Source organism: Metabacillus sp. KH_069 (assembly GCF_057838075.1).
Map to the genome: position 1 here is coordinate 1,149,793 of NZ_CM174460.1, position 12,505 is coordinate 1,162,297.

Annotated in this window: 9 protein-coding genes and 1 pseudogene; 4 read left to right on the forward strand and 6 right to left on the reverse strand. The window is 40.2% G+C overall.

Going from position 1 to position 12,505, the window contains the following annotated elements; translation table 11 throughout:
- Positions 1-79: 79 nt before the first annotated feature.
- Positions 80-1,309, forward strand: a complete 1,230-nt coding sequence (locus AC3ISE_RS05780) for an MFS transporter (RefSeq protein WP_489224273.1) — start codon at positions 80-82, stop codon at positions 1,307-1,309.
- A 170-nt stretch (positions 1,310-1,479) separates the two neighbouring features.
- Here AC3ISE_RS05780 and AC3ISE_RS05785 read toward each other — a convergent pair.
- The 3 genes and pseudogenes from AC3ISE_RS05785 to AC3ISE_RS05795 form a co-directional block, all read right to left on the reverse strand.
- Positions 1,480-2,420, reverse strand: a pseudogene (locus AC3ISE_RS05785) (DUF6454 family protein).
- A gap of 36 nt (positions 2,421-2,456) precedes the next feature.
- Positions 2,457-4,052: a phosphodiester glycosidase family protein gene (locus AC3ISE_RS05790; protein WP_489223412.1), complete on the reverse strand. Its 1,596-nt coding sequence runs from the start codon at positions 4,050-4,052 to the stop codon at positions 2,457-2,459.
- A 202-nt stretch (positions 4,053-4,254) separates the two neighbouring features.
- Positions 4,255-4,596: a YflT domain-containing protein gene (locus tag AC3ISE_RS05795; protein WP_133311788.1), complete on the reverse strand. Its 342-nt coding sequence runs from the start codon at positions 4,594-4,596 to the stop codon at positions 4,255-4,257.
- Positions 4,597-4,836: 240 nt separating this feature from the next.
- Between AC3ISE_RS05795 and AC3ISE_RS05800 the strand changes: the two genes are divergently transcribed.
- Positions 4,837-5,553 (forward strand): YebC/PmpR family DNA-binding transcriptional regulator, encoded by a 717-nt coding sequence (locus AC3ISE_RS05800; protein ID WP_133311787.1) that lies wholly within the window; start codon positions 4,837-4,839, stop codon positions 5,551-5,553.
- A gap of 148 nt (positions 5,554-5,701) precedes the next feature.
- On the opposite strand, the gene ystJ is transcribed toward AC3ISE_RS05800, so the two are convergent.
- From ystJ to AC3ISE_RS05815, 3 genes are all read right to left on the reverse strand, one after another.
- Positions 5,702-6,928, reverse strand: coding sequence for an NADP-dependent malic enzyme (gene ystJ / locus AC3ISE_RS05805; protein WP_489223413.1), 1,227 nt, complete (start codon positions 6,926-6,928; stop codon positions 5,702-5,704).
- A 276-nt stretch (positions 6,929-7,204) separates the two neighbouring features.
- The gene (aspA, locus tag AC3ISE_RS05810) at positions 7,205-8,629 is read right to left on the reverse strand and encodes an aspartate ammonia-lyase (RefSeq protein WP_489223414.1); all 1,425 of its coding nucleotides are present in this window, start codon (positions 8,627-8,629) and stop codon (positions 7,205-7,207) included.
- Positions 8,630-8,677: 48 nt separating this feature from the next.
- A complete protein-coding gene (locus tag AC3ISE_RS05815) occupies positions 8,678-9,964 on the reverse strand; it encodes a cation:dicarboxylate symporter family transporter (RefSeq protein WP_489223415.1) in 1,287 nt (428 codons plus the stop codon).
- Between the two features lie 148 nt (positions 9,965-10,112).
- Between AC3ISE_RS05815 and AC3ISE_RS05820 the strand changes: the two genes are divergently transcribed.
- A complete protein-coding gene (locus tag AC3ISE_RS05820; RefSeq protein ID WP_489223416.1) occupies positions 10,113-11,426 on the forward strand; it encodes an ATP-binding protein in 1,314 nt (437 codons plus the stop codon).
- Positions 11,423-12,340 (forward strand): response regulator, encoded by a 918-nt coding sequence (locus tag AC3ISE_RS05825; protein WP_489223417.1) that lies wholly within the window; start codon positions 11,423-11,425, stop codon positions 12,338-12,340. Before AC3ISE_RS05820 ends, AC3ISE_RS05825 begins: the two co-directional genes overlap by 4 nt.
- The last annotated feature ends 165 nt before the right edge of the window (positions 12,341-12,505 follow it).

Genomic DNA, 12,505 nt, shown 5'->3' on the forward strand with positions numbered 1-12,505 from the left:
TGCTCTTTCTTTATGAAAAATGATATATGCAAGAATAGAGAAGGTCGTGATTAAGGTGAACTCAGCAAATGAACATTTAATGAAAGATTGGAAAAAAAATATTATTCTCTTTTTAAGCAGTCAGACGATATCACTTTTCGGTTCGTCTTTAGTTCAATATGCGATTATGTGGTATATCACACTTACAACGGAATCAGGTCTAATGATGACGCTGTTTATCATTTGCGGATTCATCCCTACTTTTATTTTATCTCCCATTGCGGGTGTATGGGCGGACCGCTACAATCGGAAAATGCTGATTATTTTATCAGATGGACTGATTGCGATTTCAACACTTATCCTCGCAATTGTATTTTTTATGGGGTATGATGCGATTTGGCTGCTCTTTGTTATGGCTGCAGTTCGTGCAATCGGGACAGGCATTCAAACCCCGGCAGTCGGAGCCATTTTGCCTCAAATCGTTCCAAAGGATAAGCTGACGAAAGTGAATGGTACAAACGGAAGTCTTCAAGCAATTATTATGTTTGTGTCTCCAATCGTTAGTGCAGCTCTGTTAACAATGGCATCCATCGAAATGATTTTTATGATCGATGTCATCACTGCAGCTATTGCGATTCTGACTTTACTTGCATTTTTTAATATTCCGGTGCATGAGAAAGCATCCGAAAAACAAACTACGAGCTACTTCGATGATTTTAAAAAAGGATTAACGTATATAAATAATCACGATTTCCTTAAGAAATTCTTTCTGTTTTTCGCGTTTTTCTTTGTCTTAATGGCACCTGCTGCATTTTTAACTCCATTGCAAGTTACTCGCAGTTTCGGCGACGGTGTGTGGAGGTTAACAGCCATCGAAATCGCTTTTTCAATTGGGATGATGGCGGGCGGAGGAATTATTGCTTCATGGGGAGGCTTTCAAAACAAAGTTTATACGATGACATTTGCAAGTATTTTAATGGGAGTTTGTACATTTGCTCTCGGGATTGTTCCTGTCTTTTGGATTTATTTAATTTGTATGGCTGTATTTGGAGTTGCAATTCCAATTTTTAATACGCCAACTATGGTTTTATTACAGGAGAGAGTCGATGAAAATTATCTAGGGAGAATTTTTGGTGTATTTGGGATGATATCGACGTCGATGATGCCGCTTGGGATGCTTATTTTCGGTCCACTCGCAGATTTCTTGAAAATTGAATGGCTGCTTATTGGAACAGGGTTACTCATTTTAATCCTTGCAATCTTTTTAGGAAGAAACAAAGTATTAATTGAAGCCGGAAAGAAAGTAGTAAAAGAACATTCAATTAATTAGGTTATTGTCAATAAATAAAAGTAGATCAAATTTTCTTCTTGTGTAATGGGGCGCAATTGATGAATAATATAAATCCCAATTTCTCATTTATTACATTGAGAAATTGGGATTTTTTTAATCCTGTAATATTCTTTTCGTTGTGCGCTTGGGTGTTTTCATAAATTTAACGTTTATTTTGTATTTGTTTCATATACAAGCATAGAAGAGTTATCATCATCAGGAACAGCATATAATTTCATTCCATGATCCGTATTTTCAAGATATACGGGGTTGCGTGTTATATTGTGCCCTTGAGGTGAAAACTGAATGATTGGCAGTTCGTGTTTGGTTCCCATCGTTTTCATATTTAGTAACGCTAATCCGCCTAATTCATATTTAGCTGTATTACTATCTTGCTGTGGCAGCTCTGTAACTCCGCTGCAAATCATTGTTTCTTTACCTGCACTCTCACAGTCCTGATAATCAATAAAGTGACTTGGATTGTTTGTTTTGCTTAGGATGTTCCCTTTTTGATCAAACTCGTAAAATGTTCTAGAACCCCAGCTTACAGCTTTTAGCTTTCCTTTATTTCCATCCCGCAAGATTCCTCCGATATGGTCATTCGTTCTAAACATTTCTTTGGGCTCAAGTTTTTTCTGATCCAATTTATAGATAATGGATTCACTATTTGGCCGTATTCGGCAACCGATACCCAAATTGATTCACCATCAAAGGCTATTCCGCCAGGGTGGTACATATCTCCTTCACCAAGCTTTATATCTTTTAAAAGCTTCCCTTGTTGATTAAAAACAAAAAGGTGGCCGATACCTTTCCCGGGTGTACGGTCGTAGCCGTCATGAGGCTGAGTGTATTTTACCGGTTTTTCAATGATTTCGACAGAAGACATATAGTATAAATCACCAATTTTCGTCATTCCTTGTGGATGATAAGTGTTAAACTGCAAATCCACTTTTTCTTTCTGTTCCCAGGCTGTATCACGGGAGAGTTTTTGGAACTTGTCCGCCAGTTGTTCTCCTTCTTTCCGTGGTTCTAGAACGTCTGGATTTGCAAACGCCGCAGTAACTGAAACGATCGTTAATGCAGCAGATAGTGTAAGTAACAATTTTTTCATTATTTCATCCCCCTAAGCGGTCTGATATTTTATAAGTTAACGAGGTAAAAGTAAGATGCCATCACCGACTGGACGTTCACCAGAAGCATCAGAAGGTGTACTTACCAGCTTCTGATTAATTGTCATGGCTGTGGAGCCGCCGCCGTCAAGATTCAGGGCGTTTACCGCACCTAAAGATTTTAGAAGTTGTGCACTTTCTTTAAAGTTTGCTCCAACACTATAACCTGGTTTTCTTCCATCAATGGCTACTAAAAGAATCGTACCATCCGCTTTAATTCCAGCAGCGGTTCGGGGATGTCGTCTCTCTCCGAACTGATAAAAGAACTCTGGGTTATCGGGCTGATGAAATCCTTCTGCAGTTGCAGGAATGTCTATCTTTTTATCTTGTAAGAGCCTTGGCCCGCCATTGATGATTCCAATTCCTTCTCTTGAAGGAATGGAGCCTTCTTCTGTAACCATCTTTTTCTCGATCTTCACTTTTTCTCCATCTTGCAGATGAGCTTGAATCCACTGTGCATTTTCCGCCGTTCCTGATAAAACGGTACTTCCTTCAGGAATTTTGCCTCCGCGTACATCTCTGATTTCTGTCACGATCCCTTTGCTGTTAATGACGGCTTCAGCACCGTTTCCAGAAGGAGTATTTGTTCCAAAGTGTGAAGAATACTGGATTAATTCGCTTGAATCTGTACACGTATAGTCGTGTTTTGCTTGATTAGTCTCTTTATCACCTGCACCGCCGCATCCCCGAATAAGTCCAGGGACCCGGTTTAGGCCATCTATTACCTTTCTGTCACCTTTAGATGTTTGTATACTGAGTTTTGTATGAACCCCAGAGACAGATCCTTGATTTTTCTCGTTTAAAATGAGGCTTGTTCTGCCATTTACAGCTTCGCTGATCAGCTTTCCATCTACCATAGAAATACCTGCAAGGTCACCTTCAGTTCCATCTTTAGGGCCCATTACAAAATATCCACCGTTAATGCCGCCTATTGCATTAAGCCTCTTTGACATACTAGTCAGTTTTTCTTTACCAGGAACTTGGTCATTCGCTAAAACAGGCGATATATGGCCTTTAAACGTTTTTGGGTTTATCTCAAGAACACGAACAACCCATGGTCCTGTGGTTTCATCTCCGTCTTCTCCAGTAAAAACAACCTTAGAATCGCTGTAACCTTTTGTTGCCAGTTCCTCTTTTAATATCTTTGCTTGAGACTCTGCTTGGTATGGGCCGATTCTCACTAGATATCCAAGCGGTTCTCGTTTCTGATCGTCTTGTGCTCTTTCATTGATTGTATGAATAAATGAATCATAGCCTTCTGAAGCCAACTTTTCTTTTAGTTTTTTTGCTTCATTATTTGAAGTAAGAAAATCCACATCTACCATAAAAGCATCTTCCTGATTTGCTTTTCCGTAAACAAGTTTAGAAAATGTTGCGCCGTCCTGTAATTTTTGTGATTCTTTTGTTTCATACTTTGTAAATGGGGATTGAGTTTCTGCTTTCACAGTTTTCGTTTGTGGATTGTAAGTATCGATAAGAGATGGAGTTGAAAGTAACAATACTGCTGTGAAAGTTATTTGAGAAATCCTTATTATTCCTTTTTTCTGAGATTGAAAAAGTGGTTTCTTCATCATTTCCTCCCTTAGTGTTGTGACTACTTCACTTTACAAAATTGTTATTAAGCTAAAGTAAAGGGGATATTATGTGTTTATGAACATTTGATTACAGAATAAAAATATAAATCATTGGCTAAAACACTCTTAAAAAAAACAAAAATGCTCTAGCAAATTTTTTGCTAGAGCACTTTAAAATCGTTCAACTTATTAATAAATAAAATCAAAACGTCACTTCATCCTGATTCCTTACAACGAGAAGCGTTTTTCCTTTATCCAATTCTTCTTCAAGCTTTTCAGCCATTTCTTTATCAAAGCCGATTTCTTCCATTTTCACGCGGAGTTTATCGCCTTTGCTTCGGAACACATTTTTTATGGCAGTTCCGACTCCGGTTACGCCTACGCCAATTTTGTTGGCATCTGTTTCTTTGCGGTCACGTCTCACATGGTCATTGTCATGTGACAGAATATAGATGTCGTCATCTCTGATTCCATCATGTCTTAGCGTATCAATCGATTTGCTTAATTGTTCGTCATCGTGGAATACTTTGAATTTTGGTTTCATTTGTATCGCCTCCATAGGTTAGAAATACCCGCTCTATTAACTGGGTAAACAAGAGAATGTTTTGGCAGATTCTTTCCAAGAGCTGCGGCACTTCTTTTTTCGGTAAGTAACTCGTGAAAAATCGGGTGAATTTGATATAATAGATTGAATGAAGTAAATAACTAGTTTTTAAACGTGCAGCCAACTTTTTATAGGCACCTGAAACTGCCTTTTATATGAATGGAAAGAGAGTGAAAGAATATGGGTCGCAAGTGGAATAATATTAAAGAGAAAAAAGCGTCAAAAGATGCAAACACAAGCCGTATTTATGCCAAGTTCGGACGTGAGATTTATGTAGCAGCAAAGCAGGGCGAGCCGGATCCAGAATCAAATCAGGCTTTGAAAGTAGTCCTTGAGCGTGCAAAAACATACAGCGTTCCAAAAGCGATTATCGACCGCGCGATCGAAAAAGCAAAAGGCGGTTCAGAAGAAAGCTATGATGAACTTCGTTACGAAGGATTTGGACCAAATGGATCAATGGTCATCGTGGATGCCTTAACGAACAACGTAAACCGTACAGCATCCGACGTTCGTGCAGCATTCGGCAAAAACGGCGGCAACATGGGAGTGAACGGATCTGTTGCCTATATGTTTGATGCAACAGCTGTTATCGGCATCGAAGGCAAAACAGCAGATGACGTCCTTGAGCTGTTAATGGAAGCAGACCTTGATGTGCGCGATATTATGGAAGAAGAGGATTCAGTCATTGTTTACGCAGAACCTGATCAGTTCCATGCCGTACAAAAAGCATTTAAAGATGCCGGCATTACTGAATTTTCAGTTGCAGAGCTGACAATGCTTGCACAAAATGACATGGAGCTTCCTGAAGATGCACAGGCACAATTCGAAAAAATGATTGATGCGCTGGAAGATTTAGAAGATGTTCAGCAGGTTTATCATAATGTGGATTTAGGTTAATAAAGGCAGAAAGAAGAAAAATGCAGAAGAAAACGGGTACTAAAGTGCACAGCAATTTAGTACCCGTTTTTTGTTATTTTAATATTTGTTCTTTCAATATAATATACTGCAAGTTATCTAATTTCCGTTTAAATATAATAAGAGTGTATTATTCATTTAGGGATAATAAGTGTTTTTTAATGTCTTCTGGGTTGATGGTTGTTTGAGCCACTCCACTGTCTATTGCCGCCTGTGCTACAGCTGCTGCAACGTGAGCCGCAACTCTGCGATCAAATGGATCTGGAATGACATAGTCTGAATGAAGCTCTTGATCTGGAATGAGTTCGGCAATAGCGTAAACTGCTGCTAACTTCATTTTTTCATTGATTTCTGTTGCGTTTACGTCCAGCGCACCGCGGAAAATACCAGGGAAGGCAAGAACATTGTTGACCTGGTTCGGAAAGTCGGACCGACCTGTACCGACTACTTTAGCACCCAAATCTTTTGCTTCTTGAGGCATAATTTCCGGGATTGGATTAGCGAGAGCAAAAATGATTGGATCATGATTCATGGACTGAACCATTTCTTCATTGATAGCACCGGCAGCCGATACACCTACAAAGACATCGGATCCAGCCATCGCATCTATTAATGTTCCTTGTTTCTGCTCTAAATTCGTGATAAGTGCCATTTCTTCTTTAAAAGGATTCATGCCGAGAGGGCGACCTTTATAGATAATTCCTTTTGTGTCACATAAAATCACATCTTTTACACCCATTTGCAGTAAAAGCTTCACAATCGCTACACCGGCTGCACCTGCTCCATTGACAACAACACAAATTTCTTCCAACTTCTTACCTACAAGCTTAAGGGCGTTAATCAACCCAGCTGCTGTTACAATCGCTGTTCCATGCTGGTCGTCATGAAATATAGGGATGTTGCAAGCTTTTCGTAATTGTTCTTCAATCTCAAAGCATTGCGGTGCTGCAATATCCTCCAAGTTAACGCCTCCAAAGGTAGGCTCTATCAATTTAACTAATTCCACTATTTTTTTAGGATCAGTCGTATTGAGGCAAAGAGGGAAGGCATCAACATCGGCAAATGATTTAAATAGAAGGGCTTTTCCTTCCATTACAGGCATTGCAGCACGCGGTCCGATGTTTCCTAACCCAAGCACAGCGGTGCCGTCTGATACGACCGCCACAAGATTGCCTTTCATGGTATAGTCATATACTTTTGATTCATCATGATGTATCTCCATGCACGGTTCTGCAACGCCAGGGGAGTAAGCAAGACTTAAATCATAGGCATCACGCACCGGAACTTTCGAATGAACACCAAGTTTTCCTTTATTTTCTTTATGCATCTGCAGCGCTTTTTCACGTAGACTGTTCATCTTTTTGTTTCTCCTCTCGCATATTGGTTAAAAAGGGGGGAAGGCTGAAGAAAGGGTATTTCTTCAGCCTTCTATATCCCTCTTAATTTTGTATGATCATAATTGTTTTTTATCGCATTTAGGCTTTTCTGTTCTTACTTCTTGTATTAGCTCATAAAAGTTTTCATAAAAGCACTAACAAGAACCCTCAAGGGAGATTGGCATCCGCTAATACGAAATCATTGACATAGATGTTTTAATCCATGTCCAATGATTTATGCGGATTTAAACAGCGGGTTACTCTCTTTCAAAAAGGGCAGCACCTGCAATTCCCGGGTTTGTCATCTCGTAAGGATTTAAAATGAGATCAAGCTCTTCTGCTGTTAATACATCATATTGAAGGCATAGCTCGCGTACAGATTTTCCATTTAAAATGGCTTCTCGTGCGATGCGTGCTGCCACTTCGTATCCAATATGCGGATTTACAGCTGTAATAATTCCTGCGCTTTTTTCTACATATTCTTTTAACCGGTCTTCGTTTGCTTCAATGCCTGCAAGGCAAAAATCGGTGAATGAACGAAATGCATTGTTCATTATACTGATTGATTGGAGTAAGTTGAATACAAGCACAGGTTCCATCACGTTTAGTTCAAGCTGACCTGCTTCAGAAGCCAAACAGATTGTATGGTCGTTGCCAATTACCTGGAATGCAACTTGGTTAATCATTTCCGGCATAACCGGATTTACTTTTCCCGGCATAATCGATGAGCCTGGCTGTCGAGCCGGCAAGAATATCTCCCCAAATCCCGCACGAGGGCCTGATGCCATTAAACGCAGGTCGTTGGCAATTTTCGACATGTTCATCATACATACTTTTAGGGCGGCAGAGACTTCTGTGTAGGCATCCGTATTTTGTGTTGCATCAACAAGATGCTCGGCACCTACGAGAGGAAGACCGCTGATGTCCGCTAAATGCTTGACCACATTTTTGATATAGCGAGGGTCTGCATTTAATCCTGTACCAACGGCTGTTGCCCCCATATTTACTTCATACAGATGCTGGCGTGATTGTTGAATGCGTTTGATATCGCGCTCTAATACACGGCTGTAAGCTTCAAACTCTTGGCCAAGTCGGATCGGTACCGCGTCTTGGAGGTGTGTACGGCCCATTTTAATGACATGATCGAATTGCTTCGCCTTTTTTTTAAACACTTCCCGCATATATTGCATTGTGTCTAATAACTTTCCAACTAAATTAAGTGTTGCAATATGAATTGCGGTTGGAAACACATCATTCGTTGATTGTGACATATTGACATGGCTGTTTGGGCTCAACTCAACATATGCCCCTTTTTCTTTGCTGAGCAGCTCAAGTGCACGGTTCGTAATAACTTCGTTTGCATTCATATTCATGGATGTACCGGCACCGCCTTGGATCGGATCTACGATAAACTGGTCATGCCATTTTCCTTCAATGATTTCGTCTGCTGCCTGAACAATCGCATCTCCAAGGCCTTTATATAAACGTTTCACATCCATATTCGCTAGCGCAGCCGCTTTTTTGACGATTGCCAATGCTCGAATTAAATCCTCGTGAATGCGATAGCCTGTAATCGGAAAGTTTTCCACAGCCCTTAATGTTTGCACACCGTAATAGGCATTAATAGGCAATTCTCTTTCACCCAAAAAATCTTTTTCTTTTCGTACATGTTCGTTTTTCAAGTTGAACTCCCCCATCTATATCTTGCTCACTTATGATGTTAAGAAAGATTATGCTGCATTTGTTTGATTACTGGCTTCAAGTGATTTGATATAATCTTGTGCTTTTTGTTCATTGAATTGACCTTCCCATTTAGACATGACAATGGTCGCAAGAGAGTTTCCTATCACATTGACCACTGTTCGTGCCATATCTAATACACGATCCACACCTGCGATAAAAGCTAATCCTTCCATCGGCAGTCCCATTGCGCCGAGCGTAGCCAAGAGCACGACAAATGAGGCACCAGGTACGCCAGCCATTCCCTTTGAAGTTACCATCAGAACTAACACAAGGGTCAGCTGTTCTGGAATAGACATGTCAATTCCATACATTTGTGCGATAAATAAAGCTCCAATCGCTTGATAAATCGTCGAGCCGTCCAGATTAAAAGAATACCCTGTCGGAATGACAAAAGACGTTATAGCTTTTGGACAACCGAAGCGCTCCATTTTTTCCATTAGTTTTGGCAGCACAGCCTCTGAACTTGCGGTAGAAAAAGCGAGTACCATTTCATCTTTCAAGATTTTCATGATCGTAAAGATATGGGTGCCGCACCATCTTGCAATTAATCCTAGTACAATCAATACGAAGAAGATCATGGCACCGTATACCACTATTACAAGCTTGCCAAGCGGAATAAGGGACGCAAGTCCAAATTTTGAAACCGTGACTCCGATTAAGGCAAATACCCCAAACGGTGCAAACTTCATTACTTGGTTTGTCACCCAAAACATGGACTCGGCAACACCCTCAAAGAAGGTCAAAACGGGCTTCCCTCTTTCACCGAGTGATGCTACCCCAAGACCAAACAATACTGAAAAGAAAATAATCGCAAGCATATCGCCCTTCATTAAGGACTCAAATATGTTCGTAGGTACGATGTTAACGAAAGTATCGGCAATTCCATGACTATTTTGTTCGTCAGCTGAATCGACATATTGATCGATGCTGGTCGTACCTAACTCATCCATTTGAATGCCTGCACCAGGCTGTACAATGTTTGCAGCCAGCAACCCGACGATAATCGCAATGGTTGTGATGACTTCAAAGTATAGAATTGTTTTGCCGCCAAGTTTTCCAAGCTTTTTTATATCACCCACGCCGGCAACACCGACAATTAATGTTGCGACGACAATCGGCACGACAATCATTTTAATTAAGCGAATAAAAATATCTCCAATCGGCTGGAGGAATCCTTCAATATTTGGATTTCCATAAAAGGCAGCTCCAACCGCGATTCCTAAAATGAGACCAATTACAATCTGCCAAGCTAAGCCAAGTTTTAGTTTTTTCATCCCATCCACCCCTTCAAGTCTATTACCAATATGAGTGTAAGCGGTTACCTACAATAACCTACTGAATCATACGAAAACCTACAAATACTTATAAAAAAATAAAAAAACTTTCTCATAACTGTTTCAACTTTCCAAAGGTTTGAGTACAATGTGTAATGTTTGTACATTATTTGGTATGGAGGTGTCCGAACTGAAGGAACGAATTTTAGCCGTTTTATTGATGATGATTGCCGTACCGCTCGCTGGAGAGTTTAAATTCTATCCGTTCAATGATGCATTCCGCGTCAGCCTGGGGACACCGGCATTTTTCTTGTTTTTGTTATGGAACAGGGGCATTCACCCCTATATTGCAGGGGTTTTGACTGGGACGAGTGTGTTTGTGTTTCGGTTTTTGCTGGCGGTCATTATCAGTGACATACCGGTTGAAGAGGCAATCTACCGTCATCTTCCGGTATTGCTTTATTACGCCATGTACGCTTTCATTTTTCATATTACAAAGCTGAATGAGCAGCATAACAAGCCGTTTATGATTGGATTACTAGGCGTGGTCATTGAATTTTGTGCAAGCTTGTCGGAAATGGCGATTCGATCCTCGTTAGCGGATCAGATCATTTCATTTCACGCAATCAAACAGATTATCTTTATCGCGTTTATCCGAAGTTTTTTTGTACTTGGTTTTTTTAACATTATTAAACTGAGAGAAGCAAAATTAGCAGAGGAAGAGCAGCGCAGACAAAACGAGCAAATGCTGCTGTTCATTTCGAATTTGTATGAGGAATCTGTTCAGCTTAAGAAAACGATGCAAAATGCAGAAGAAATCACCCATAAATGTTATGATTTTTATCGCAGGTTGAAATCGGGAGATTCCCATGGTCATGAGGCTCAAACAGCATTGCAAATTGCAGGTCTCGTGCATGAAATGAAAAAAGATAATCAGCGAATTTATGCTGGATTATCAAAGTTGATGACCTCTGAAAAGCTAGAGGACTACATGAGCATTGAGCAGCTGAGTAACATTATGTTTGTTTCCAATAGAAGGTATGCGGAGTTATTGAATAAACAAGTTTCGTTTTCTCTGCATGTGGAAGGAGAACATCCGCCATATCAAGTAAACATGGTGTTATCATTGATAAATAACTTGATCGGAAATGCGTTAGAAGCCATTGAACAAGAGGGACATGTATCGTTGTATGTCATTCGAAGGGACCGGATGGTAGAATTTCAGGTCTGTGATAATGGACCAGGCATTGAGCAAAAGCTGAAAGAAGTCATTTTTAAAGAGGGGTTTACAACGAAGTATGATGCCTGCGGCAATCCTTCTACAGGCATTGGACTTTCGTATGTGAAACAAACCGTTGACAAGCTTGGCGGACATATTAAGCTAATAGATAGACATAAAGAAACCATATTTATCATCGGGCTTCCGATTGATGCGATGATACAGAAAGGACAGGTCAAATGAATTACTTCATTATAGACGATGATCCAGCTATTAGAGCGATGCTAACAGACATGATTGAGGATGAGGATTTAGGCAAAGTGGTGGGTGAAGCAGAGGACGGATCATTGGTGGACAATGGGAAGCTTGCGCTCAAAAAAGTAGACGTGGTGCTTATGGATTTACTGATGCCAAAGAGGGACGGAATTGAAACAATTCGAGTTCTTTCTTCAGAATTCCAGGGAAAATTCGTGATGATTTCTCAAATGGAGGCAAAGGAGCTCATAGGGGAAGCATATAGTTTAGGAGCAGAATACTACATCACAAAGCCGTTAAACCGCCTTGAAATAGCAGGAGTGTTAAAAAAGGTAAACGAGCGGGTGATTTTGGAAAAATCAATTCGGGGCATACAAGAATCGTTAACATTATTTACAGGTCATCAGTCGCCGCCATCCAGCTCTCCTCATACAAAAAATATAATCGAAGCAGGCCGTTCATTGATTTCGGATTTAGGGATGATCGGAGAAAGCGGCAGTGAAGACTTGATGAAAATTTTAGAATTCCTGCAGGATGAAAAACAAAAGAACGGATCCTCCTACATCTTTCCGCCTCTAAAGGAAATATTTTATGAGAATGCCCAAATAAAGTTTGGAGAACATGCTGCCGAGGCGGAAGTACAAAAAGAAATGAAAGCCTCCGAACAACGGGTTCGCAGAGCTATTTACCAGGCGCTCAACTATATTGCCTCTTTAGGATTAACAGATTACACGAATCCAAAATTCGAAGCGTATTCATCAACATTTTTCGATTTCTCGGAAGTCCGAAAGAAAATGTTGGAGCTTGAAGATAAAAGTGAACGAAGCACCAATCAAAGCCGAATCAACATGAAAAAATTCATTCAATCGCTTTATATAGAAGCGCAGCAATTGGTGGATTAACAAATAAATTTCATCGAACCGTTCCTGGCATGGTTGGAAAGATTACCTCATCCATCTCAAGCTATGATTTAAACATCTCAGATATGTGAACAGAAGTGGTGGGTAATATGCCTATACAATGATTGATTGAAGGCATTGTCACAGCACGTATTATCTAATGGCTGT

Excerpts from the sequence above, each read along its gene's own strand:
- AC3ISE_RS05780 (WP_489224273.1), top strand. The coding sequence starts at position 80 with ATGAAAGATTGGAAAAAAAATATTATTCTCTTTTTAAGCAGTCAGACG.
- AC3ISE_RS05790 (WP_489223412.1), bottom strand. The coding sequence starts at position 4,052 with ATGATGAAGAAACCACTTTTTCAATCTCAGAAAAAAGGAATAATAAGG.
- AC3ISE_RS05795 (WP_133311788.1), bottom strand. The coding sequence starts at position 4,596 with ATGAAACCAAAATTCAAAGTATTCCACGATGACGAACAATTAAGCAAA.
- AC3ISE_RS05800 (WP_133311787.1), top strand. The coding sequence starts at position 4,837 with ATGGGTCGCAAGTGGAATAATATTAAAGAGAAAAAAGCGTCAAAAGAT.
- ystJ (WP_489223413.1), bottom strand. The coding sequence starts at position 6,928 with ATGAACAGTCTACGTGAAAAAGCGCTGCAGATGCATAAAGAAAATAAA.
- AC3ISE_RS05815 (WP_489223415.1), bottom strand. The coding sequence starts at position 9,964 with ATGAAAAAACTAAAACTTGGCTTAGCTTGGCAGATTGTAATTGGTCTC.
- AC3ISE_RS05820 (WP_489223416.1), top strand. The coding sequence starts at position 10,113 with ATGTGTAATGTTTGTACATTATTTGGTATGGAGGTGTCCGAACTGAAG.
- AC3ISE_RS05825 (WP_489223417.1), top strand. The coding sequence starts at position 11,423 with ATGAATTACTTCATTATAGACGATGATCCAGCTATTAGAGCGATGCTA.